This is a genomic window from Flavobacterium sp. SM15, assembly GCF_022012335.1.
Lineage (GTDB): Bacteria > Bacteroidota > Bacteroidia > Flavobacteriales > Flavobacteriaceae > Flavobacterium.
In genome coordinates this window covers 353,586-378,495 of the sequence record NZ_JAKLTO010000001.1, presented here as the reverse complement: position 1 = coordinate 378,495, position 24,910 = coordinate 353,586, and the positions used below count along the sequence as shown (strand labels likewise).

Genomic DNA, 24,910 nt, shown 5'->3' with positions numbered 1-24,910 from the left:
ACAAACTACAAACCTTAAACATAAAAGCATGTACGGGAAAATAAAAGACCATTTGCAAAATGAGTTAAAAACGATTCAGGAAAACGGATTGTACAAAAAAGAGCGCATCATCACTTCGCCACAAGGAGCGGAAATTACCGTGAACGGTGAAACGGTTTTGAATTTCTGCGCCAACAATTATTTAGGATTATCGTCGCATCCAGAAGTGGTTCAGGCTGCTAAAGATGCTTTGGATACCCACGGCTTTGGGATGTCGTCAGTGCGTTTTATCTGCGGAACTCAGGACATTCACAAAACCCTTGAACAAAAAATTGCCGATTTCTACGGTACCGAAGATACCATTTTATACGCCGCTGCTTTTGATGCCAACGGAGGAGTTTTTGAGCCTTTGTTAGGAGAGGAAGACTGTATTATTTCTGATAGCTTGAACCATGCTTCGATCATTGACGGGGTGCGTTTGTGTAAAGCGGCGCGTTACCGTTATGAAAACAACAATATGGCAGACTTGGAAGCGCAGCTTATTAAAGCTACTGAAGCCGGTCATCGCTTTAAGTTAATCGTAACCGACGGAGTGTTCTCTATGGACGGATTGGTAGCGCCACTGGATAAGATTTGTGACCTTGCTGATAAATACGATGCTATGGTGATGGTAGACGAATGCCACGCAGCCGGTTTTATCGGAGCGACTGGAAAAGGAACTTTGGAGGCTAAAGGTGTGATGGGCCGTGTGGACATTATTACCGGAACTTTAGGGAAAGCTTTGGGAGGTGCAATGGGTGGTTATACTACAGCTAAAAAAGAAATCATTGAAATTTTACGCCAACGTTCCCGTCCGTATTTGTTCTCGAACTCATTGGCACCGTCTATTGTTGGAGCTTCCATTAAAGTATTTGAATTGTTGGAAAAAGACACTTCGTTGCGCGATAAATTGGAGTGGAATACCAATTATTTCAAGGAAGGGATGAAACAAGCCGGTTTTGATATTATTGATGGAGATTCGGCTATAGTGCCGGTGATGTTATACGATGCGAAATTGTCTCAGGTTATGGCAGATGAGCTCTTGAAAAAAGGAATTTATGTAATCGGATTTTTCTTCCCGGTAGTGCCGAAAGATAAGGCGCGAATTCGTGTACAGCTTTCTGCCGGACATTCCAAAGAACATTTGGATAAAGCGGTTTCAGCTTTTACTGAGGTGGGAAAAATGCTAAAAGTGATCTAATTAAATAATTTTTAGTAAGAAAATGCGATTTTTTTAACGAAAGTCTTTGTAGTTAATTATTAACCTCTTATTTTTGTCTCAATTATAACGTATTGTAATTAAATAAAAAAAGTATGAAACATCTAAACAGATTATTTGTTGCTGCTCTTATGTTTGCAGGTTTAAACGCTCAAGCACAGGATAGTAACAATCCATGGGCTATCTCATTTGGTGCGAACGCAGTAGATGGTGGTAGAGTGAGTGCTGCTTCTAAAGTAGAAGATCAGTTTTCTCAGTATTTTAATGCAAACAAGTATTGGAACATCCTTCCTTCAGTATCTTACGTGAACGTTTCAAGACACGTTGGTAACAATTTCTCTTTTGGTGTAACAGGATCTGTTAACAAAATTGACAAATTCGTTGGGGAAAGAATGACTAATCCAGGTGACTATCCAGTAGGGAACCCTGGTGATTTAATGTACTACGGTATCGATGGAGTTATCAAGTATAGCTTTATGGATATGTTAAAATCTAAATGGTTAGATCCATATTTGCACGTTGGTGGAGGTTACACTTTCTTAGGTGATGCTTCTACAGGAACTGTAAATGGAGGTTTAGGTTTCAACTTCTGGTTTACTGAGCAAGTTGGTTTATCTTTACAATCGACTTACAAGCATTCATTTGACGATACAAGAACTCCAGATGTAGATGTTGCTTCTCACTTACAGCATTTCGCAGGTCTTACTTTCAAATTTGGAGGTAAAGATACAGACGGAGACGGAATCTATGATAAAGATGACGCTTGTCCAGAAGTTGCTGGTTTAAAAGAATTCCAAGGGTGTCCTGATACAGACGCTGACGGTATCGCTGATAAAGATGATTCTTGTCCAGAAGTTGCTGGTCCTAAAGAATTCAACGGATGTCCTGATACTGACGGAGACGGAATCGTAGACAAAGACGATGCTTGTCCTGAAGTTGCTGGTCCTGCTGCTATGCAAGGTTGTCCTGATACAGACGGAGACGGTGTAGCTGATAAAGATGACAAATGTGTTGACGTTAAAGGTCCTAGAGAAAACGCTGGTTGTCCTTGGCCTGATACAGACGGAGACGGTGTAGCTGACAAAGATGATAAATGTCCAGACGTAAAAGGAACTGTTGCTAACAACGGATGTCCTGAAGTATCTGAAGATGCTATCAAAAAATTAAACGCTTACGCTAAAACGATCTTGTTCAACTCTGGTAAGTCTTCTTTCCAAAAACAAACTTACCCAGTTTTAGAGTCTATCGCTGCGATCTTAAAAGAGTACCCAACATCTAAATTCTCTATCGAAGGTCACACAGATTCAGATGGTAAAGATGCTGCTAACTTGAAATTATCTAAAGATAGAGCTGCTGCAGTTAAAACTTACTTAATCGATCACGGTATCGCTGCTGACAGATTAACTTCTGAAGGTTACGGTGAGGCTAAACCAATCGATTCTAACAAAACTGCTAAAGGTAAAGCAAACAACAGACGTGTAGAAGTTAAATTAGTTAACTAATCACCTCTAAATAAATTAAGAAAACGCTCCGAATTTCGGGGCGTTTTTTTATTTTTATCCTATGACAAATCCTACTTTCCTTGATACATTAAGTGCTGAACTGGTTCGCCAATTTGGAGAATCTCTGGATGCAGTTCAGATTATTTTGCCAAATAAAAGGGCTAAGGTTTTTTTAATTGAAGCGTTGAAGCGTCAATTACCGGAGACTGTTTTTGCTCCTGAAATTATAAGTATTGAGGATTTTGTTCAAGATGTGTCGGGCATTCGCAATGCTGATCCTATTGAATTGTTGTTTGAATTTTACAACGTTTATCTTTCCATCACGCCGTTGGAAAAACAACAGGATTTCGAACTTTTTGCCAATTGGGGAAAAACACTGTTACAGGATTTTAATGAAATCGATCGTTACCTGTTACCGCCAAATCATGTTTTCAGTTACTTAAAAGATATTGAAGTATTGAAGCGTTGGGATTTGGAAGCTTCACAGACCACACGCTTAATCGATAATCATTTGGAGTTTTGGAGTAAGCTTCCTGAATATTATGCTAGCTTCTACCAGCATCTTCTGATTAAGGGAATAGGCTATCAAGGACTTATATATAGGGAGGCAGTGGAGAACCTTAATCATTTTTCGGAGACTCTAGGGGTTAAAAAGTTGATTTTTGCCGGATTCAATGCTTTAAATCAGGCAGAAGAAAAAATCATTCAGCAGTTGCTTTTTAATGACCAGGCCAAAATCTACTGGGATATTGATGAGACTTTCCTTAACGACTCCTTTCACGATGCCGGGCTTTTTATCCGAAGGTTCAGAAAAGAGTGGAAGCAATATACCAGTACTCCCTTTGAATGGTTAGTAAAGGAGTTTTCCCAAGCCAAAAACATTCGCATTATCGGAACCCCAAAAACTATCGGTCAGGCTAAAATTGCCGGTAAGATTATTGAGGGAATTCAGGCCGAGGGTGCAAGTCTGGATAAAACCGCTTTAGTTCTAGGAGAAGAAAATTTATTGATTCCCGCTTTGTATGCCTTGCCGGATTCGGTAACGAGTCTAAACATCACTATGGGTTATGGCAGTAAAAACAATCCGGCGCAAATTTTGGTCGGTAAGCTCTTTAAATTGCATGCCAATGCTCTTCAACGTAACGCCAAAAGTTATACGTTTTATTACAAAGAAGTGCTTGAGGTGCTCACGCATCCTTTGATTGAGCCTTATGTTAAGGCAAAGGAGGTAGTTCAAATCATCAATAAAAACAATATTACTTTTTTATCGCAACAGCATTTTGTGGGAATGAATCCTGAGCCGACTGCCTTGTTCAAGCTTCTTTTTGAACGTTGGGAAGACGATGCGCTTTTAGTGACCAAACGCTTATCGGAGTTATTGCTGGTGATCAAAAGTAACTTATCAAACGATACGGAAGACGATAAAATTGCCAAAGCCTTTCTGCATTCTGTTTTTAAAGTACTCAACAAACTTATTACGTATTGTGAAACTTATTCTAAGATCGATTCCATTGCTACCCTGCATACTATTTATAAGCAGATTATCGATCTGGCTGAAGTTTCCTTTGAAGGCGAGCCACTTTCCGGGCTGCAGATTATGGGCGTATTGGAAAGTCGGGTTCTTGACTTTGAAAATGTAATCATCACCTCAATGAATGAAGGTGTTTTTCCTGCCGGTAAATCTACCAATTCGTTTATTCCGTATGATGTAAAACGCGAATTGGGCTTACCGACTTATAAGGAAAAAGATGCCATTTACTGCTATCATTTTTATCATTTGCTTTTAAGGGCTAAGAACATTTATTTGTTGTACAACACTGAAAGTGAGGGGTTGGATGCTGGAGAAAAAAGCCGTTTCATTACGCAATTGGAAATTGAACGACAACCTAAACACACCATTACAAATCAAATTTTCAACGCTTATTTGCCTGATAAAGCCTACGAACCAGTACAGATTCCGAAGTCGAAAAAGGTTATGGAACGTTTAAAGGAAATTGCTACGGATAAAGGGTTTTCACCTTCCGGACTAACCAGTTACATTCGAAATCCCATTCAGTTTTACAATCAACGCGTCTTGCGCATTTCGGAAGTGGAAGAGGTTGAGGAAAACATCGCTTTAAACACCTTGGGAACAATTATTCATGGTGTTTTGGAGGAATTGTACAAGCCATTACTGAATCGTTTTCTTACCGTGGAACTCCTTGATGAAATGTTCTCAAAGGCAAATGAAGAAGTGGAGCGACAATTCCGGGAAGTTTATAAAGAAGGCGAAATCAAAAAAGGAAAAAACCTGCTGGCTTTTGAAGTGGCTAAGCGTAACGTTTTCAATTTCCTCAGCGAAGAAAAGAAAAATATTCAAGCAGGAGATGCTGTTAAGGTACTTGCTTTGGAAACCTCTTTGGATTGTTTGTTGGAAGATCAGCGTTTGCCTTACCCTGTGAAAATTGCCGGAAATGTAGATCGTATTGAGCAACGAAATGGGAAAATCCGAATCATTGACTATAAAACCGGTAAGGTAGAACTTCGAAACGTTCAGTTAAAAAGCTGGAACGGACTTACTTCCGAGATCAAAAATGATAAAATTATCCAGTTGCTTTGTTATGCTTTGATGTATGAAGAGCAGCTTAACGGTCTGGAACTCGAGGCGGGTATTATTTCTTTTAAAAACATGAAAGCTGGGTTTATGCCTTTTGGTTTTAAAGAAGACAGATCGGCAGACACCTTGATTGGAACGGAAGTGTTGGCAGATTTCAAAACGGAAATTATCCACTTAATTAACGAGATTCTGAATCCTGAAGTTTCCTTTGAGGAAAAATTGAACTAAAATTTAACACCTCTTTGAGAATTTTATTCCTGAAAAATGAAGTTCTTTATCAAAAAAACATCAGAAAATTACTTAACATAGCAGCGTTTTACAGCACTACTTTAACAGTCAATGTGCTTTTGTCTTTGACGGGTTTTCTTTTCGGAGGATTTTCAGAATCAATTTTGATGTTTGTCAGTTTTGGGTTCATCACGAGTCTGGCCATTAAGGAAGTAAAGAGCAAAGAGGAGTATTTGTTTTACTTTAATAACGGTTTATCACGTCTAGCGCTTTGGGGTTCTTCCTTGCTGATTAATTTTTTAGTTGCACTTATCCTAAGTTGTATTTACGTTTTTATTTTTAAAAGCTTATGAAACATGTTTTAGAGGTTGACAGTGTTCAGAAAACCTTAGGCCATAAAAAGGTGCTTTCAGATGTGTTTTTAAAATGTGAAACCGGTGAAGTTATCGGTTTACTTGGCAGAAACGGTTCCGGAAAATCCACACTTCTGAAGATCATCTTTGGGTTGGTAGCCGCCGATGAAAAATTTATTCGCATTGACTGGAAAACCAAATACAAAACCTCAGAGCTGCTTAAGGAAGTTAGTTATTTGTCCCAAAATCATTTTATTCCGAAACATTTTACGGTAAAGAAAGCCATTGCCTTGACGGTTGAAAAGTCTAGAAGAAGTACTTTTAATACCGATGCATTCCTTCAAGGACTTTTGGATAAAAAAATTGATCGTCTTTCCACAGGAGAACTTCGTTATCTTGAAATAAAACTTGTTTTGTCCAGCGCATCTAAATTTGCTTTGTTGGACGAACCTTACAATGGGTTATCGCCACTTATGTTGGAACAGGTAAACCAATTAATAACCGATGCAACGCAACATAAAGGGATCATTATTACCGACCACAACTATAGAAATGTGCTTAAAATTTCCACCAGGCTTATTTTAATGAAAGACGGAAAAACCTATCATTTAAAAAATCAGCAGGAATTAATAGAAAGAGGGTATTTAATGGAGGGGATGCTTTAAATTCCTTTGAAAAAATCCAAAAGTACTTTCCCTAGTTGATCCTTGTTTTCGATATGGCTCATGTGGCCGTCGGGGAAGGTGACTAATTTGGTGGCGGTTCCTTCAATTTGTTCCAGATTGTCTTGGTAATTTAAAACCGGATCTTTTTTGCCTAAAATCAGCAAGACGGGATATGGGGCGAAATGAAGCAGAACTTCACGGTCTTTTCGTATTTTCATACCTTCCAAAGCGGCAACTATTCCCTGAAGCGGTGTTTTCAAAGCTTCCAGTTTTACCTGTTCGATTTCTTCGGTAAGTACTTCACGATTTTCTTCACTGAATAAATTCGCAATCGACATGCTGATAAAGGTTGTGTAACTTTGTTTTACTGCTTTGATGGCACGGTCGCGGTTGAGTTTGCGCTCTTCGCTGTCGGCGCGGGAAGTGGAGTTTAAAAGTACAATCCCTTTTACGTTGTCCGGATACAATTCGGCGAAGGCCAAAGCCACATAACCGCCCATGGAATGTCCTACAAAAATTGCCTTTCGGATGCGCAATTCGTTTAAAACGGCATGAACGGTATCGGCCATGTCTTCCATGGTATGCAGGTATCCCATACATTCGGTTTGACCATGTCCGAGTTGGTCGATGGTAACCACACGGTATTTTTTAGATAATTCTTCAATATAGAAATTCCACATGGTTGAGTTTTCCAAAAATCCGTGAAGCAACACTACAGTAGTTCCTTTACCGGTTTCGGCATACGCAATTTTGGTGTTTTTGTATAGGAGTGTTTTCAAAAGGAATTACTTTAATGTTAAGGCATAAATAGCAAACGAAGCCAGCCAGTGCTCACCACCATAACCGCTTCCAAACAAAACAGGCAATGATTTGCTTATGAAGCTATCGGCAGTTTGCTCCAGTTGTTTTTTTGCGGCGTTATTTTTGGGAAGTTGTTTTGCAATGCTTTTCATGTTCCATGCCCTACTGAACGATAATCCGTCCAAATGTACAATTTGATAGTCGTTTCGGTCGCTTACTGTGGGTTGACTATAGATTCGTTTCAAACCTTCTTTAGTGTAATAATATTTAAACCATTTCAGGAATTTATCCTTAGTGAGAATTCGGGTCATTAAATCTGCTGCTTGAAGACTAGGCGAAAAAAAGTCACTGCCATCCGGTTCCAAATGAGCAGGAATTTGGGTATTGTTTTGATAAAAATCGATTCCTTTTTGGGTGATTTGCTGTAAAAAGTTTTGATCCTTTGTGGTCTTGGCCCAATCGTAAGCAAAACAGAGTCCAAAAGCGGTGTTTGGATGTACCCCGGTTCGGTTCGGATAGGTTTGTTTGGGTAAATAGGCTTTCCAAAGCTGTACAATTTTAACGGTTAAGGGTTGTAGCGCTACATGCCATTTTTTTCCTTGCGGAGTATTCCAGGTGTAAAGTTCTTCGTCTAATTTTAAGAGCCATGCCCAGCCATAAGTGCGTTCAAAATTGTTTGAAGAGGTGTATTTTCCGAAATAATCGGCTTCCAAGAGCATTTTTTCTTTTTGAAAAGAATTGTTCAGAACGGTTGTGATGGAATCTTTGTTTTTTAGATTCGGAAATTCTTTTAAAAGTTTGACCAGCATCCAATGACCATGAACGCTACTGTGCCAGTCAAGACAACCGTAAAAAACCGGATGCAGCTCGTGCGGAAGTAAAGCGGCATCTTTTTCTGAATCCGAAAGATGGGAGGTTTTGTTTGGAAATTCAGTACCGATGCAATGCAAGGGTAATCGGCTTAATTTCAACGCTGTTTCCTCGGTAAGTTGCTGGGCACTTAAATTGAAAACCGAAAAAAGAAAAAAGAGTATAAACCTCATGGTGCTTTTGGTTAGAACTACAAATTTATTCAAGATTTTGGGGAAACAAAAATTAATAAAAAAACGACCCGTTTTTTGTGGGTCGTTTTATGAGGTATGAACTTTTATTCTTTGATTAGTTTTTTAATAAACCTACTATCGTTTTGGGTTGTTCCTTTTACAAAATAAATCCCTTTGGCAAGATCGTTAATAGTATAATCGGAATTGAATCCTTTAAAAACTTTAATCGTTTTGCCGCTTACATCCGTAATTTCCAATTCTTTTACCGGTTCTGAAAAAGCAATTGAGAAGTGCGCCGGATTAGGATATAAAACTAATGCGTTTGCGTTGAACTCGTTTGAAGGAGTGCTTAAAGTGCCTGATTGGGTAACTAAAATCGTTTTGGTAGTAACACCTGTTCCGCTAAGAGTAACGGTTGCAGATCGGTCGTTTCCTGTAGTGTTTGGGCCTGCTGTTAAAGTGATCTTGGCATCTCCAGAACCTGAAAGAGAAGTGTCTAATGTATTTTTACCAGCTAAATTTACTTGAGATAAACTAAGCCAAGGCTGATTACTGGTTGCAGTCCAGTTTACATTGTTAACAAGGTTGAAAGTATAGGTGTTGGTGTCACTTCCATTATTTGAAATGACTGCATTATTTACTTCTGAATAGTTTACAACAGGTGTTAAATATAGGCTGTTTAAATTGCCGAATGTTGCTACATAAGGTTTAGGCCGATTAGGAAAGTTATCATAATTGTTGATAGTGTTAATTGGGTAATTCAGAATATTATTTTCTGTGGTATAACTGCTGACATTTATTTTATCAACACCAAAAACATCAATAGATGCTTTGTGGTCCCCAAAATCAACTGATTTTAAATAGGTTTGATTTCCATCGGTATCGAATTTAATTAACACTTTTTCACCTTTTACGGTATTAAAATTGTATTCCGTGCCATTGATTTTTAATTTGTCCTTCACGCCAGTATAATAAACATAAAAGTTATGATTCTCATCAACATCTATGTTTGTGTAGGAGCTTAATTCACTATCCATGTTGGTTTCAAGTGGCTTTTGCCATAAGACAGTTCCTGAAGTAGTAATTTTTGCAAAAAAACCTTCGCCATAATTTTCTGTATAGCTTCGAGGAATAATAAGTCCATCCATGCCAACAAAGTCAGAAGGAGGATCTGCGTATAAAGTTCCATGGAGAACAAAGTCTGTCCCGTCAAAAACTACATCATTAGGCCAAGAGTAGAAAACATTAGAGGCATTCATGTAAAAATCTTTACCAAAAACCACATCACCTTGAGCGTTGAATTTCAACATTAAGCTTCCTATTCCTTGAGTGTTCCCTTGAATGGTTGTTGAGTCAAAAACATAACTGTTATTATCTGTTGAAATCGCTGGTTCTGTGAAAACATAAAGATTGTTTTGAGCATCAAATACTGGAAGAAACGAATAGCATCGGTAATCGTAGTTCTTGCTGTAAATGATACTGCCATCAATACCGCTTAACTTTATAAATGATAAAGAATCAGTCGTAGTGCCTATAATTGTATTGTCAATAGTGAGTAATCCGATATTAAAAACTAGATACACATCACCATTATTATCTGTAGTAACCGCTCCTTGAAATTGAAATATTGAGGGAGGAATAATTGTTTTTGACCAAAGATAATTTCCATTTTTATCAATCTTTACAAGTGCTTTAGCTGTTCCGTTTTCGGCAGTTTGTGAAAAATTAATGGTAGTCCCCGAAGCATCCTTAAAAAAAGAGTAGCTACCACTTAGTTTGCTTAAAAATAAAAAGTTATCATCTTTGTCCACACAGGTCAAATCACCGGATACGTGGAGTTGATCAGATTCTGTATCTGGAACAAACTGTGCCGTCCAACGCGGTAAACCATCTTCGCTTAAACGGGCAATGTGTCTTGCATAAGCAAAGCCGTTGTTTACGGGTTGGTTGAAAAAACTGAGATTAGCTTGGGCTAAACAACTGATAAATAAATCACTATTTTGGGTTTTCAAATGTTTGCAATAGATTTTGTAAAAAAAAGCACGATGATCTTGATTAATTTGTATTAATCTTGTGTTTTCAGGCGCTGTCTGCGCTTGTAAACCTGAAACAATAAATGAGAAAAATACAATAAATAGAAAGTAAAATTTCTTTTTAGAGAAGGTAATGATATTCATTTTTAATCTTTTTTGAAGGCGCAAAGGTATAAAAAAACGACCCACTAAAAGTGAGCCGTAATTTTAATCTGTACTATTTTACTTAAGAATTCATCAAGCTTTCGATTTCCTCCGCTTCAATAGGAATGTTGCGCATCAGGTTGAACGGTTCGCCATTCTCCTGAATCACCACATCATCTTCCAAACGGATTCCGAAGCCTTCCGCAGGGATATAAATTCCCGGTTCAACGGTAAATACCATATTGGCCTGCATTGGTTCGTGCAATAGTCCGTAATCATGGGTGTCCAAACCTAAATGGTGCGAAGTTCCGTGCATGAAATATTTTTTATAAGCCGGCCAGTCTGGGTTTTCGTTCTGTACATCGGCTTTGTCTATTAAGCCTAAGCCTAATAATTCCGAAGTCATGATTTTACCTACTTCCACATGGTATTGTTTCCATAAAGTACCCGGAACCAACATTTTGGTCGCTTCGTTTTTTACACGTAAAACGGCGTTGTACACTTCGCGTTGTCTGTCGGTATAGCGTCCGGAAACCGGAATGGTACGGGTTAAATCACTGGAATAATTGGCGTATTCCGCTCCTACATCTAACAATAACAAATCACCGGCTTTACACTGTTGGTTGTTTTCGATATAGTGCAATACATTCGCGTTGTTACCTGAGGCGATAATCGGAGTATAAGCAAAACCTTTGGAACGGTTTCTCAAGAATTCGTGTGCCAGTTCCGCCTCGATTTCATATTCCATTACATTTGGTTTTACAAAGGTCAACAATCTGCGGATCCCTTTTTCGGTGATGTTGCAGGCGTGTTGAATCAAATCGATTTCCTCACTTTCTTTGATGGAACGCAAACGTTGTAAAATCGGGTTGGATTTTTCCACTTTGTGTGCCGGATAGGTTTCTTTCCACCATTTCACAAAACGGGCCTCACGGGTTTCGGTTTCTATGCTTGCTCGGTAATGCTCGTTCGTGTTGATGTACATCGTATCGGCATACGCCATAACTTCTTTCAAGGTCTTGTGGAAATCCTGCAACCAAATTACGGTCTTGATTCCCGAAACTTCAAACGCGCGCTCTTTGGTTAGTTTTTCGCCTTCCCAAACGGCAATGTGCTCGTTGGTTTCTCTTAAAAAAAGGATTTCTTTCAGGTGTTCATAGGGTGCATCCGGGGAAAGCAATAAAATACTTTCTTCCTGATCCACACCGGATAAATAAAAGATGTCGCGGTGCTGGGCAAAAGGAAGCGTGCTGTCTGCGGAAACCGGATAAATATCATTGGAATTGAAAACCGCTACACTGTTGGGTTTCATTTGTGCCGCGAACTTGCTTCGGTTCTTAATGAACAAATCACGGTCTATCTGATGGTATTTCATAATTGAAATGAATTTATAGAATTACAAGAATCCAAATTTAACAACTTTAAAGGCAAAACCTGTTAATGCAAGCCTAAAATTATTTAACAAAAAAAGTTCTTGAGAAAAGCTGAACCACGAATTTCTTTTTATTTTCGTTAAAATCTATAAAAGACTAACCTGTTTAATTCCATTGTATTATGAAGATGAATGTAATTTTAGGACTTGTTTTAATGAGTGTTTTTTTTGTTTCGTGTGATGATAAAGACGATGCGGTTGCCCAAGGACCTGCTGGGCCTCAATTAATTGTAAAGTTTAAATTTGATCCGAATCAGGTGCGTCTTAATAATTTAGGTGAGCCTTCTACGGTTGCCTCAGGTAACGCAGCGCAAACCCCTGTATTTAATAAAATAAGTTCGCATTATCTTGAATTGGCGCAAAGTGCGACAACACAATTAGGGCAAGGAACAATCTTATACCATGGTGCAGAAACTACAGCCGGAGGCGCAAATGCTTTTGATTTTAGTAAAGCGATAATTGTTGGGGAGGGAGAAGCATTCCTGTCGATTCCTCTTAAGAACATTGCGCCTGGCAGTTACCAATGGGTGCGTTGTTCGTTATCCTATCAGGATTATAACATTAATGTGTTGAGCTCTGGTGTGAATTACATTGGGACCTTGGCCAGTTTTGTGGGTAAGTCTACTTATATAGCCTCTTTTACTTCCGGAGGATACAATTACACGGTTAATGCTAATAAAGACCAAGGGTATTGGACTTTCGGTTTGCAGGGGGTGAATTATTCCACTTCCGGACAAACGCCTCCCGGAGCAACGACGGTTCCAAATCCTTTGCATGCAACTTCAACAATCCCGCCCGGCTCTTGTGTGGTTACCGGAAAATTTGCCAACAATTTAACGATTACCGGAAATGAAACTACAAATATGGTTTTGACCTTGTCGTTATCGATTAACAAAAGCTTTGAATGGCACGAGCAAAACGCTGATGGGAAATATGAGCCATCCATAGGAGAAAATGTTGTGGATATGGGTTTACGAGGCCTTATTCCCAGTTATCAATAGTGTAATTTGAAACCGCTTTTTTACAAGCGATTTTTTTTGCTTGTGTAAGCACTTTAAATTCATTATAAATTAGCGCTAAAGATTTGTGGTTACCATCAAATACCCTTATTTTTGTCTGATTTTTAAAAACTATTACACTAAACAAATACTATGGCACAATCTGCGCTTCTAAAGTCATCTATCGCAAAAAAATACTGGATGGCTCTTACGGGTTTATTTTTATGCTTGTTTTTGGCAGGTCACTTAGCTGGAAACCTTCAGTTGATTTTTGGTGATGCATTACAATTCAACCAGTATGCATTGTTCATGACTTCCAATCCGGCGGTAAAATTATTATCTTACTTAACGTACTTCTCGATTTTATTCCACGCGGTTGACGGGATTATGTTAACAATCCAAAACAAAAAAGCTAGACCAATCGCTTATGCAAAAAGCAATCCGTCCGCGAACAGTTCTATGGCTTCAAGAAACATGGCGGTGTTGGGAACCTTGATTTTGATTTTCATTGTAACGCACATGGCAAATTTCTGGGCAAGAATGCACTTTGATAAAAAAATGCCGGTATACGCTACTACAATCGACATGATGGGTCAAAAGCAGGATTTGTATGTTACAACAGCAGGAGCTTATATTCCTGTAGCACAGGTAGCTAAAGATTTGAAAGAAGCAGAGGCAATGGGCGCTCAGATTTATATCGACCACGGTAAGGATTTTTACAATACTCAAGCTAAAATCAAAGTTGGAGAAGGGTATAAAGATTTGCATAAAATCACTTTTGCGTTCTTTCAAAATCCTAAATTCGGTTTAATTGCTACGATTTTATACGTTTTGTCAATGGGAGTGTTAGCGTTCCATTTAATGCACGGATTCCAAAGTGCTTTTCAGTCTTTGGGAATTAACAATAAATTCACTCCGGCAATTAAAACCTTCGGAAAATTGTTTGCGATTATCGTTCCGTTGTTGTTTGCAATTATTCCAGTTTACATTCACTTTGTTAAATAATCAACCTCACTATTATTATGAAGTTAGATTCTAAAATACCAGAAGGTTCAATTGCAGAAAAATGGACCAACCATAAAAATCACTTAAAATTAGTAGCTCCAAACAACCGTCCTAAAATCGATGTTATCGTTGTAGGTACAGGATTGGCAGGTGCTTCGGCAGCCGCTTCTCTTGGGGAGATGGGATACAATGTTAAGGCATTTTGTTTTCAGGATTCTCCACGTCGTGCGCACTCCATTGCGGCACAGGGAGGGATCAATGCAGCAAAAAATTACCAAAACGATGGGGACAGTACTTATCGTTTGTTCTATGATACAATTAAAGGAGGAGACTACCGTGCACGTGAGGCAAACGTTCACCGTTTAGCGGAAGTTTCAGCCAACATTATCGACCAGTGTGTGGCGCAAGGTGTACCGTTCGCTCGTGATTACGGCGGATTGTTGGATAACCGTTCGTTCGGAGGTACTCAGGTACAACGAACGTTTTATGCGGCAGGTCAGACAGGTCAACAATTATTATTAGGAGCCTATTCGGCTTTATCAAGACAAATCGGTTTAGGACGTGTGCAAATGTACAACCGTCACGAAATGTTAGACCTAGTAAAAGTGGATGGAAAAGCTCGTGGGATCATTGCTCGTAACTTGATTACAGGAGAAATCGAAAGACATTCGGCACACGCGGTGATCATTGCAACTGGGGGTTATGGAAACGTTTATTTCCTTTCAACCAACGCAATGGGATCGAACGTAACAGCAGCTTGGAAAATCCACAAACAAGGAGCATTCTTCGCGAACCCTTGTTATGTACAGATTCACCCGACTTGTATTCCGGTACACGGAACGAACCAGTCGAAATTAACGTTGATGTCTGAATCGTTACGTAACTCAGGACGTATCTGGGTTCCGAAGAAAAAAGAAGATGCGGAAGCAATCCGTGCCGGTAAATTAAAACCGACGCAAATTGCGGAAGAAGACAGAGATTATTATTTAGAGCGAAGATATCCAGCGTTTGGTAACTTGGTTCCTCGTGACGTTGCATCCAGAGCGGCAAAAGAGCGTTGTGATGCCGGTTTCGGGATCGAGGCGAACGATACGAACGAAGGAGTTTACTTGGATTTCTCTTCAGAGATTATCTCTAAAGGAAAACAAGCAGCGTACGCAAAAGGAAATCACAACCCTACAGATGCGGAAGTTACCGCTTTAGGGAAACAGTGGTTAGAGGAGAAATATGGTAACTTATTTACCATGTACCAAAAAATTACCGACGAAAACCCATACGAAACCCCAATGAAGATTTACCCAGCGGTACACTATACCATGGGTGGTGTTTGGGTAGATTATAATTTACAGACTAACATTCCAGGATGTTTCGTGGCGGGAGAGGCGAACTTTTCGGATCACGGGGCGAACCGTTTAGGAGCTTCTGCTCTAATGCAAGGTTTGGCAGATGGATATTTCGTATTGCCTTACACCGTTTCTGATTATTTGGCGGATGAAATCCGTACGGGTAAAATTTCTACAGATTTGCCGGAATTCGTTGAGGCAGAAAACCGTGTGAACGAACAAATCAATATGTTCTTAAACAACAACGGAACTAAATCGGTTGATTATTTCCACAAAGCTTTAGGAAACATCATGTGGAATAAAGTAGGTATGGGACGTAACGAGCAGGGCTTGAAAGAAGCTGTTGCGGAAATCGATGCTTTACGTGCAGAGTTCTATAAAGAAGTTTATGTTCCGGGAAGCGCAGATGAATTGAATCCTGAATTGGAAAAAGTACTACGTGTGGCCGATTTCATGGAATTAGGACAATTGATGGCGATGGATGCCTTACAGCGTAAAGAATCTTGCGGAGGTCACTTCCGTGAAGAGTACCAGGATGCTGAAGGAGAAACGCTTCGTGACGACGAAAACTTCAAGTTTGTAGGTGCTTGGGAATATAAAGGTAGCGATATCAACCAGGAAGTACTTCACAAAGAAGAGTTGGTATACGAGTACATTAAAATCGCAGCTAGAAATTATAAGTAATAGTTTATGAAATTTAATAAAACAGTAGCATTTTTGTTTGTTTTCTTTAGTTTCACATCTATTCTATTTGCGCAGGATGTAATTGAAATCAAAAAACCTTCAGAAGGAAAATCATTAGTTTATTTTACACGTTCTCTTTCTGTTGCGCCTTTGGTTAATTTTAGAATTTATGAAAATGACAAATTTATAGGTAAAATTTCTTACGGAGATTATATTCTTTATGAATGTGACCCGGGAGAACATATGTTTTGGGCAACTTCAGAAAACAGAGATTATGTTGAAACTAATTTTGAACCCAATAAAGTATATGTTATAGATGTACAAGGGCGAATGGGAGCTTTTATTGCTTCAGTTAATTTAGAGCCTTTGGATCCTAAGAATTTTAAACATAAGAAAAATTTTCACCGTGCATTAAAAAAACACAAAGAGGTTGTTTATAATCCTGAAAATGTTAACAGTGATGAGAAAGCTCAAAACATAGCCGATGGATTAGCTAGATTTAAAAAATTGAAAGATAAAGAATCTGATAAGATTAAAAAGCTCTACCCGTTTATGTTTTTTCAAAACGCAAACAAACCAGAATAAACGTATAATTCAGTAAGATTTTGTGTAAAACAAATATTTAAAATTATGGCTTCTAAAAAGAACATCAATATAAACCTTAAGATTTGGCGCCAGAAAAACGCTAAAACTAAAGGAAGTATGGAAACATACAAATTGGACAACGTTTCTACCGACAGTTCGTTCTTAGAAATGTTAGACCAATTGAACGAGCAATTAGTTAACGAAAGAAAAGAGCCGGTGGCGTTCGATCACGATTGTCGTGAGGGAATCTGCGGTATGTGTTCGTTGTACATCAATGGGCGCGCTCACGGACCAGATACAGGAATCACAACCTGTCAGTTGCACATGCGTATGTTCAACGACGGAGATACCATTTTTGTTGAACCATGGAGAAGTAAAGCCTTCCCGGTAATCAAAGACTTGGTTGTAGATCGTAGTTCGTTCGACCGAATTCAGCAAGCGGGTGGTTTCGTATCGGTAAACACTTCGGGTAGAACCATCGATGCTAATGCAACTCCGGTACCAAAACCAGATGCAGACAAAGCTTTTGAAGCAGCAGCTTGTATCGGTTGTGGAGCTTGTGTGGCTACCTGTAAAAACGGTTCTGCGATGTTATTCGTTGGAGCTAAAGTATCTCAGTATGCATTATTGCCACAAGGTCGCGTAGAAGCTACCGAACGTGTACTGAACATGGTGCGTCAGATGGATGAAGAAGGATTCGGAAACTGTACCAACACCGGAGCCTGTGAGATCGAATGTCCTAAAGGAATTTCCTTAGAGAACATCGCTCGTATGAACAGAGAATACTTAAAAGCAAGTTTGAAATAAGCTTTTAATCGAATTTATAAAAAACGCATCCAACTGTTGGATGCGTTTTTTTATGCCTTTGTTTTCACAATCACTCAATAGGTAAAAGTACCGCATCAACTACATGAATGATACCGTTTGAAGCTGAAATGTTCGCTGCACTTATGTTTGCCGTATTCCCAATTGCTGTTATGGAAGCATTTGGATTCACATAAAAGCTCACCCCTAGAAGTGTTTCGATTTCTCTGGGACTATTTTGGGGAACTACAGAATTTGCTGCTCTTCTGCCTTGAGTAACATGATACAGCAATACGTCTCTTACCAGTTCCGCCGGTAGCTCCTCAATAGAGGTAACTCCCAATGCGGTGTATAAATTCATGAAAGCTTCATCTGTTGGTGCAAAAACAGTATATTGGTCTTTTCCGTTGACAAATAAGTTAACCAAACCGGCATTCAATTCAGTATCCACATAAACTAATGCACTTACAAGTTCATTAAATCCTGAGGAAATTGCAATTTCCCCAATTGAATTCATCCCAGGAGCTGGTGCCCCATTTCTCATGCTAATTAGGGTCTCATGAAGATTCATTTTAGCGCCTTGATCTAATGTGCTTTCTTGAGTTTCGTTCTCACAAGAACACAGCATAAAGGAAGTGGTCATTACTATTACAAGCATACTTAACTTCGTTTGAATATAGTTTAAAGTTTTCATAAAAATATAATTTAAATTGTTTAACAAAATTAAAGTAAAGTTAAACAAAATAATAACTATCTGGTAATCAAATAGATGAATTAATTATTGGTGATTAATGTATTTAACATTTTCTTTAGAATTTCATCTTGTATTATAGTATCTTTAAGGGTTGATTGTAAAATTTTATTTTTATGCAAATCTCGATTATCCAGGCCCCGCTCTTTTGGGAAAATCCCGAAGTAAACCGTAATTATTTTGCTGCTAAAATTCAAAACATCCCTGAAGAAACGCTGTTGGTAGTACTTCCGGAAATGTTTACCTCAGGGTTTACCATGAATCCGCATGAAGTGGCCGAAGACATGGACGGTGCAACGGTTACTTGGATGAAAGAAACGGCTCAAAACCGTAATTTGGCGATCATGGGGAGCATGGTCATACGAGAAAAAGATGAATATTATAACAGATTGTTGTTTGTGTTTCCAACAGGGGAGGTCGAATATTACGACAAACGCCATTTGTTTTCCTTAGCCGGCGAGCATAAAGTGTACACCAAAGGAAGTGAGAAGAAAATCATCAATTATTTAGGTTGGAGAATCGCTGCTTTTATTTGTTACGATTTGCGTTTCCCGGTTTTTTCCCGTTTCAACGACGATTACGATTTGTTGATTTATGTTGCTAACTGGCCCCAGCCGAGAATTAACGCTTGGGACACACTGCTTAAAGCCCGCGCAATTGAAAACATGAGTTATGTCATCGGGGTCAACCGAATTGGAGATGATGAGAACGATAACAATTATCCGGGACATTCTCAAGTTTTGGATTATCTGGGCAATTATTTAGCAGAACCTTCCGAAAAAGAAATGGTCTTTTCCGTTCGTTTGGATAAAGAACTTATGCTGGCTAACCGTAATAAATTCGGTTTTTTGCGCGATCGGGACGCTTTTACTTTGACAGAATAAAACGTTCTTCCCAATCCCAGTTGGCTCGTAAATCGATTTCTTTTGGGTGGTAAATTACTTCCTCCGGCAAACGCTTTTCAAGATAACTTCCGGTTGTCCATTCTCCGTCTTTGTTATCGTCGTAGATAACGCGCAGGATGTATTTTTGAGGTTCGACAGTTTCAAAATTGAATTCGGTTTCTTTTTCGGAATATTGTGAAATGATCACATTTTCGTCTTTATCCAGCAATTCCACAAGGATAGGGAAACGGTTCACATTTTCAAGAACAATTTTTAAATTTCCGTAATCGGTTAATTTTCGGGTACTTACTGTGTAGCTTAAGGTGTCGTTTTGTTTTTCGTAGAAATCCTTTAAAGCACCTGGCAACAAAGTAATACTGTACTTCTGGTCTTCTTCTTTTTTGAAATCGAACACCAGCTCATTTTCCCATTCTTTGTATTTAGATGTAAAAGCTACTTCTGTAGAATCCTTCTTAATGATTCGGATTTTAGAATTGTCAATTTTCACCAAAGGGGTGGAAGGCAATACCGTAAATGAATCCCTGAAATCCAGTAGTCCGGTTTGTTTGGTTTTGAAGGAAAGTGTGTCGATAACTTTCATCTCTTTTGTCTTTACAGAAAAAGATTTAGAGTATTGATTACTGCTTATGCTGATTTGCAAAGAATCGGTTTTGATTTTTGGAACCCAAAGCTGTAGGGAATCTTTCTTTTCGAATTTAGTAACCACTACCGGAAGGTCAACTCCTTTATCTTTTATGGAAACCACGATGTTTTTAGGCTTTCCTTCATGCCCCATAAGTAATTGGTTGGCACTGACCTGTTTTGGTTTTTCGGCTTTAAATGGTAGTTGTTCTTTGAAAAGTCCTAGGTTGTATGAGGTATCGTTTGGAACGTTTATCGGATTTTTGAAAAAAGCAATCTTATCCGTTTTGGGGTCAAAGCGGTAATTTTTGTTTTCGTCTTTCAAAGCGACTAGATAATAACTTCCGGCTTTCAGATTCTCCAAAGTGAACGTTTTTAGACTGTCTAAGGTGTTGGTTACATAATGCGGTTGTTTTTTGTAAACCGTAGAATCATTGAATTTACTTGCCTCATAGAGCATCACCGAAACAAAATTATCGGTTTTTTTAGATTTTGCATCTTTGATGGTTCCGCCCAGTTTTAAAGAATCGATGCTGGTTCCGGTAGAAAAAACATATTTAAACTGTGAATACGGATTACCTTCGTTATTATCAGAAATACTTTGCCCGAAATTGAAACTGTAGGTGGTGTTGGGTTCAAGCGTATCTTTAAGTTTAATAGTGATGAATTTACTCGCGCTTCCCATAGGAACAATCTCAGGAGCATTTTTCATCGGCGGGGAAATGATCAGCTGTTTGTTGATGTCTTTCACCTTAATGTATTCGTTAAAATTAATTTTGATGAAGTTGCCCGTAAAACCTGTACTGAAATTTTTTGGAGAACTGCTTGTAATCACAGGTGGCGTGGTGTCTTTTTCACCTCCCGTGATATGACCTCTTTTTGCACAACTGAACAGAACAGCAAGCAGGATTAAATAAAAAGGAAACTTAGACTTCAGCATTTTGAAATTCATTTTAACAGCACAAAATAACAATTATATTTACTGGAAACGAAATGTTTTCTCAAAATTATCATTGAGCATAGGCAATGGTAACTATACTGATTTTAACCTTTGGGATCTTCAAGAGTGTTTTTGCGCAAGCTTCAAGGGTAGATCCCGTGGTTATCACATCGTCAATAAGTAAAAAATGTTTCCCGTAATCTTTTTCAGAATACTTAATTCCAAAGAGTTCGGAAGTTAATTCGGTGCGGCCGAGTATGTTTTTCTTGGTTTGGGTGTTGGAATAAAAGTTGCGGTGCAAAAGGGTGTCGTTATAAGGGATGTTAAGTCCGGATGCTAATGTTTTTCCAAATTCCGTGACCTGATTGTAGCCTCGTTCTCTTGTTTTCTTCGGATGTAATGGAACGGGAATGATTTCGCTTACATCGTTTAAGGAAGGAACTTCCAAGAGGAATTCGGAATAATAGGTTCCGAAAAAAGTTCCCACTTCCTGTGCACCTTTGTATTTTAACTGATGAATAAGCTGTTGAGCAATGCCTTTTTTATGAAAATATACGATGGAAGAAGCGTGTTGTAACGGCAGTCTTCCGTAGAAGCGTTTGAAGGTTTCATTTTCAGGATTTCTGTAATGATTGGTTAACGGTAATTCGTGGCGGCAATTTGAACAGATTGTTTTTTCATTAAGAAGCAAAAGCGTCAAACAGCCTTTGCAGGATCTGGGAAAAAAAACGTTCATCAAATTTTTTAGTGTGTTCATCGATTAAATTTTTCTACAAATTTTATAAAAACTAAATTGTAATACAATTCTTTATTCAAATGCCACGAAATAAAACCATAACCTTCAACTTAGCCATTATATGCGTTTTAAGCGTTGGCTTATTTGTGGTTTGCCTTCAGTGGTACGAAACTTTTCAAAAGAACCAGTTGCTTCAAAAGAGGCTGCTCATGGAGAATACCTTGTATAAAAATCAATTGAATGAATTTTTAAAGCGGTACGATTCGCTTTATCAAAATATATCCATACAAACTAACTCTGGAGCAAAAAGGAATACCGAGTTAATAAACGATGCAAAATTTGATTCCGGCACTTCGAATAAGCCGTCTAAAACTAAGGGTTTAACTTTTTTAAAAGCTTCCAACGTAAGTGTTCGTGGGGTTCGGGTAAAATCAAACGATATTTTGGAAACCTCCAGCGCTGATAAGATCAATCAAATGCGCATTCGTTTTACTCTGGAAAAAGACAATGCCTTGCAATCGGGAGCCAAGAAAATATTGGTTCAGCTGGTTAATCTTCAGGGAAATGGAACGGAAAAAATTCGATTTGCCTCTAAGTTTTTGTCTAAAGAGTTTTTTAAAGACAGTTCCAATCCCGATGCGTGCCTTTTTATCGATCTGAAAGAGCATTTAAGTATAGGGGAATACAAAATTAACCTTATTTGTGAAGGGAATCTAATTGGTTCAACAAATTTCAGAGTGAATTAAAATTCTTCCAAAAAGATAGTTTTCAGGCTATTATTTCCCGTCCTATTTTTATATTTTTGCGTCATTATGGCAAAACAAGAAGACTTATTTAAAAATGTAGTTTCGCATGCAAAAGAATACGGATTTATTTTTCCGTCCAGCGAAATTTACGATGGTTTGAGCGCAGTGTACGATTATGCTCAAAACGGAGTGGAATTAAAGAAAAACATTAGAGAATACTGGTGGAAGTCGATGGTGCAGATGCACGAGAACATCGTGGGGATTGATGCGTCCATTTTTATGCACCCAACAACCTGGAAAGCTTCGGGTCACGTGGATGCCTTTAACGATCCGCTTATCGACAACAAAGATTCTAAAAAAAGATACCGTGCCGATGTGTTAATCGAGGATTATGCCGAGAAATTAAACCAGAAAGCACAAAAAGAAATTGAAAAAGCAAAGGCGCGTTTTGGCGATGCTTTTGATGAGGCGCAATTCGTTTCAACTAACCCAAGAGTTGTGGAATATCTTTCTAAAAAGGATGAGATTCTACATCGTTTGGCGAAAGGTTTGGAAAACGATCTGGCAGACGTAAAAGCCTTAATCGATGAATTGGAAATCGCTGATCCGGAAACCGGATCTAAAAACTGGACCGAAGTACGTCAGTTCAACTTAATGTTCGGAACCAAACTGGGAGCTTCTGCCGATACCGCCATGGATTTGTACCTGCGTCCGGAAACAGCTCAGGGAATTTTTGTAAACTTTTTAAATGTGCAAAAAACGGGCCGTATGAAAGTGCCTTTTGGTATTGCACAAACCGGAAAAGCGTTCCGTAACGAGATTGTAGCGCGTCAGTTTATTTTCCGTATGCGTGAGTTTGAACAGATGGAAATGCAGTTTTTCGTGCGTCCGGGTGAGGAAATGAAATACTACGAGTACTGGAAGGATACGCGTTTAAAATGGCATTTGTCTTTAGGTTTGGGACGTGAGAATTACCGTTTCCACGACCATGAGAAATTAGCGCATTATGCGAATGCCGCAGCGGATATCGAATTCAACTTCCCGTTTGGATTTAAAGAATTGGAAGGAATTCACTCCCGTACCGATTTCGATTTGAAAGCCCACGAAGAATATTCCGGAAAAAAACTGCAATATTTCGATACCGAATTAAACCAAAACTATGTACCTTATGTAGTGGAAACTTCGGTAGGTTTGGATCGTATGTTCTTAGCGGTGTTCTCTAAAGCTTTACAAGAAGAAACCTTGGAAGACGGTTCGACAAGAACTGTTCTGCGTTTACCTTCGGTCTTAGCGCCAACTAAAGCGGCGGTTCTTCCGTTAGTGAAAAAAGACGGTTTACCAGAAGTTGCAAGAGAGATTATCGAAGATTTGAAATGGGATTTCAACGTAGCTTATGATGAGAAGGATGCGGTAGGTCGTCGTTACAGAAGACAGGACGCTCTAGGAACACCATTCTGTATCACGGTGGATCACCAAACTTTGGAGGATAAAACCGTAACAATCCGTCACAGAGATTCGATGCAACAGGATCGCGTGGCTATTTCAGAATTAAGAGGAATCATTAATAACGAAGTTTCCATGAGAAACTGGCTGATGAAAATGTAATACTAAAAAGGCTTTCCAATCGGAAAGCCTTTTTTATTCTTCTTCGCTTAAAGCATTCCAGCCTCTTGCTTTTAGTTCAATTTTAGTATTGGCTCGGGTAACCAAATGTTTTCCTTCACTTTCCTGAGTCATGTGACCAATTACTGTAAAGTTGGGATTCCCTTTAATTTTGTCGTAATCTTCCATTTTGATGGTGAATAGCAATTCGTAATCTTCTCCACCGTTGATGGCTACTGTTGTACTGTCGATGTTGAACTCTTCACAAACATTTATGAACTGCGGATCCAGCGGTAATTTGTCTTCGTATAAATTACAACCTAAATTTGATTGCTTGCACAAATGCATTATTTCTGAAGATAAACCATCCGAAATATCAATCATAGAAGTAGGTTTGATTTCCAGTTTTTCCAAGATTTCACGAACATCTACTCGCGCTTCCGGTTTTAATTGGCGTTCAATCAAGTAGGTGTAATTTTCCAAATCCGGTTGGTTGTTCGGATTCACTAAAAATACTTGCTTTTCGCGCTCCAAAATCTGTAAACCCATGTAAGCCGCACCAAGATCACCCGAAACAACTAATAAGTCTGTAGAGGTTGCTCCTTTTCGGTAAACAATTTCCTTTTCCTCGGCTTCACCTAAAGCGGTAATAGAAATCAATAAACCTTTTTGAGAAGAAGTGGTGTCGCCTCCAATAACATCAATGTTGTACGTTTTTGCAGCCAAAGCAATTCCTGCATACAATTCTTCTAAAGCTTCCAGAGGAAAACGATTTGAAACTGCCAAAGAAACAGTAATTTGTGTAGGCTTTGCATTCATTGCACAAATGTCAGACACATTGACCGAAACCGCTTTGTACCCTAAGTGTTTTAAAGGCATGTAGGCCAAGTCAAAATGCACACCTTCAATCAGTAAATCGGTGGAAACAACAGTTTTTTTTCCTTTGAAATCTAAAACAGCAGCGTCGTCTCCAATTCCTTTTAGGGTTGAGGGTTGAGTGATTTCGAATTGTCCCGTCAAATGGTCAATCAGTCCAAACTCTCCCAATTGGGCAATGCTGGTGCGTTGTTGGTTTTTATCTTCTATCATGATGTTTCGGCTTAATTTTGAAGCGCAAAGGTACAAAGTAAAGTTCCAAACTAAAAAACGTATTGAC

Annotated in this window: 21 protein-coding genes; 13 read left to right on the top strand and 8 right to left on the bottom strand. The window is 38.8% G+C overall.

The annotated features are described in order from the left end of the window. Positions 1-28 precede the first annotated feature (28 nt). The 5 genes from kbl to LZZ90_RS01755 all read left to right on the top strand — a co-directional run bounded on the left by kbl (position 29) and on the right by LZZ90_RS01755 (position 6,581). On the top strand, positions 29-1,219 hold the full coding sequence (gene kbl / locus LZZ90_RS01775; protein ID WP_237788964.1) for a glycine C-acetyltransferase: 1,191 nt from the start codon (positions 29-31) through the stop codon (positions 1,217-1,219). A 113-nt stretch (positions 1,220-1,332) separates the two neighbouring features. Beyond that, on the top strand, positions 1,333-2,739 hold the full coding sequence (locus tag LZZ90_RS01770) for an OmpA family protein (RefSeq protein WP_237788963.1): 1,407 nt from the start codon (positions 1,333-1,335) through the stop codon (positions 2,737-2,739). Positions 2,740-2,800: 61 nt separating this feature from the next. Further along, complete coding sequence (locus tag LZZ90_RS01765; protein WP_237788962.1) at positions 2,801-5,563, top strand: PD-(D/E)XK nuclease family protein; 2,763 nt, start codon at positions 2,801-2,803, stop codon at positions 5,561-5,563. Positions 5,564-5,577: 14 nt separating this feature from the next. Continuing rightward, on the top strand, positions 5,578-5,916 hold the full coding sequence (locus tag LZZ90_RS01760) for a hypothetical protein (protein ID WP_237788961.1): 339 nt from the start codon (positions 5,578-5,580) through the stop codon (positions 5,914-5,916). Next, a complete protein-coding gene (locus tag LZZ90_RS01755; RefSeq protein WP_237788960.1) occupies positions 5,913-6,581 on the top strand; it encodes an ATP-binding cassette domain-containing protein in 669 nt (222 codons plus the stop codon). Before LZZ90_RS01760 ends, LZZ90_RS01755 begins: the two co-directional genes overlap by 4 nt. On the opposite strand, the gene LZZ90_RS01750 is transcribed toward LZZ90_RS01755, so the two are convergent. The 4 genes from LZZ90_RS01750 to LZZ90_RS01735 form a co-directional block, all read right to left on the bottom strand. After that, positions 6,578-7,360 carry an alpha/beta fold hydrolase gene (locus tag LZZ90_RS01750; protein WP_237788959.1) on the bottom strand — a complete coding sequence of 261 codons (783 nt, stop codon included), beginning with the start codon at positions 7,358-7,360 and terminating at the stop codon, positions 6,578-6,580. The two genes, LZZ90_RS01755 and LZZ90_RS01750, sit on opposite strands and share 4 nt — an antisense overlap. Before the next feature lie 6 nt (positions 7,361-7,366). Beyond that, positions 7,367-8,425 (bottom strand): DUF2891 domain-containing protein, encoded by a 1,059-nt coding sequence (locus tag LZZ90_RS01745; RefSeq protein WP_237788958.1) that lies wholly within the window; start codon positions 8,423-8,425, stop codon positions 7,367-7,369. Between the two features lie 104 nt (positions 8,426-8,529). After that, a complete protein-coding gene (locus tag LZZ90_RS01740; RefSeq protein WP_237788957.1) occupies positions 8,530-10,602 on the bottom strand; it encodes a T9SS type A sorting domain-containing protein in 2,073 nt (690 codons plus the stop codon). Positions 10,603-10,684: 82 nt separating this feature from the next. After that, positions 10,685-11,977, bottom strand: coding sequence for an aminopeptidase P family protein (locus LZZ90_RS01735; protein ID WP_237788956.1), 1,293 nt, complete (start codon positions 11,975-11,977; stop codon positions 10,685-10,687). Between the two features lie 179 nt (positions 11,978-12,156). Between LZZ90_RS01735 and LZZ90_RS01730 the strand changes: the two genes are divergently transcribed. The 5 genes from LZZ90_RS01730 to LZZ90_RS01710 all read left to right on the top strand — a co-directional run bounded on the left by LZZ90_RS01730 (position 12,157) and on the right by LZZ90_RS01710 (position 17,456). After that, entirely contained in the window at positions 12,157-13,035 is an 879-nt protein-coding gene (locus tag LZZ90_RS01730; protein ID WP_237788955.1) for a hypothetical protein, read from the top strand. Between the two features lie 150 nt (positions 13,036-13,185). Further along, a complete protein-coding gene (locus LZZ90_RS01725; protein ID WP_237788954.1) occupies positions 13,186-14,037 on the top strand; it encodes a succinate dehydrogenase cytochrome b subunit in 852 nt (283 codons plus the stop codon). Positions 14,038-14,054: 17 nt separating this feature from the next. Then, positions 14,055-16,064, top strand: a complete 2,010-nt coding sequence (locus tag LZZ90_RS01720; RefSeq protein ID WP_237788953.1) for a fumarate reductase/succinate dehydrogenase flavoprotein subunit — start codon at positions 14,055-14,057, stop codon at positions 16,062-16,064. Positions 16,065-16,070: 6 nt separating this feature from the next. Beyond that, positions 16,071-16,649, top strand: a complete 579-nt coding sequence (locus LZZ90_RS01715; protein ID WP_237788952.1) for a DUF2846 domain-containing protein — start codon at positions 16,071-16,073, stop codon at positions 16,647-16,649. 45 nt (positions 16,650-16,694) lie between these two features. Beyond that, positions 16,695-17,456, top strand: coding sequence for a succinate dehydrogenase/fumarate reductase iron-sulfur subunit (locus LZZ90_RS01710; RefSeq protein WP_237788951.1), 762 nt, complete (start codon positions 16,695-16,697; stop codon positions 17,454-17,456). A 70-nt stretch (positions 17,457-17,526) separates the two neighbouring features. Here the strand turns inward: LZZ90_RS01710 and LZZ90_RS01705 are convergent, their stop codons facing one another. Beyond that, positions 17,527-18,111, bottom strand: coding sequence for a fasciclin domain-containing protein (locus LZZ90_RS01705; RefSeq protein ID WP_237788950.1), 585 nt, complete (start codon positions 18,109-18,111; stop codon positions 17,527-17,529). A gap of 209 nt (positions 18,112-18,320) precedes the next feature. On the opposite strand from LZZ90_RS01705, the gene LZZ90_RS01700 reads away from it, so the two are divergent. Beyond that, positions 18,321-19,088, top strand: a complete 768-nt coding sequence (locus LZZ90_RS01700; RefSeq protein ID WP_237788949.1) for an amidohydrolase — start codon at positions 18,321-18,323, stop codon at positions 19,086-19,088. On the opposite strand, the gene LZZ90_RS01695 is transcribed toward LZZ90_RS01700, so the two are convergent. Both LZZ90_RS01695 and LZZ90_RS01690 read right to left on the bottom strand, forming a co-directional pair. Continuing rightward, positions 19,072-20,670, bottom strand: coding sequence for an Ig-like domain-containing protein (locus tag LZZ90_RS01695; RefSeq protein WP_237788948.1), 1,599 nt, complete (start codon positions 20,668-20,670; stop codon positions 19,072-19,074). The genes LZZ90_RS01700 and LZZ90_RS01695 overlap by 17 nt on opposite strands. A gap of 70 nt (positions 20,671-20,740) precedes the next feature. Further along, positions 20,741-21,427, bottom strand: coding sequence for a ComF family protein (locus LZZ90_RS01690; protein ID WP_237788947.1), 687 nt, complete (start codon positions 21,425-21,427; stop codon positions 20,741-20,743). Between the two features lie 59 nt (positions 21,428-21,486). Here LZZ90_RS01690 and LZZ90_RS01685 point away from each other — a divergent pair, with 59 nt between their 5' ends. Together LZZ90_RS01685 and LZZ90_RS01680 are read left to right on the top strand one after the other, a co-directional pair. After that, on the top strand, positions 21,487-22,152 hold the full coding sequence (locus LZZ90_RS01685) for a hypothetical protein (RefSeq protein WP_237788946.1): 666 nt from the start codon (positions 21,487-21,489) through the stop codon (positions 22,150-22,152). Positions 22,153-22,218: 66 nt separating this feature from the next. Continuing rightward, positions 22,219-23,757 (top strand): glycine--tRNA ligase, encoded by a 1,539-nt coding sequence (locus tag LZZ90_RS01680; protein ID WP_237788945.1) that lies wholly within the window; start codon positions 22,219-22,221, stop codon positions 23,755-23,757. Positions 23,758-23,790: 33 nt separating this feature from the next. On the opposite strand, the gene thiL is transcribed toward LZZ90_RS01680, so the two are convergent. Continuing rightward, a complete protein-coding gene (gene thiL, locus LZZ90_RS01675) occupies positions 23,791-24,843 on the bottom strand; it encodes a thiamine-phosphate kinase (protein WP_237788944.1) in 1,053 nt (350 codons plus the stop codon). Between the last annotated feature and the right edge of the window lie 67 nt (positions 24,844-24,910).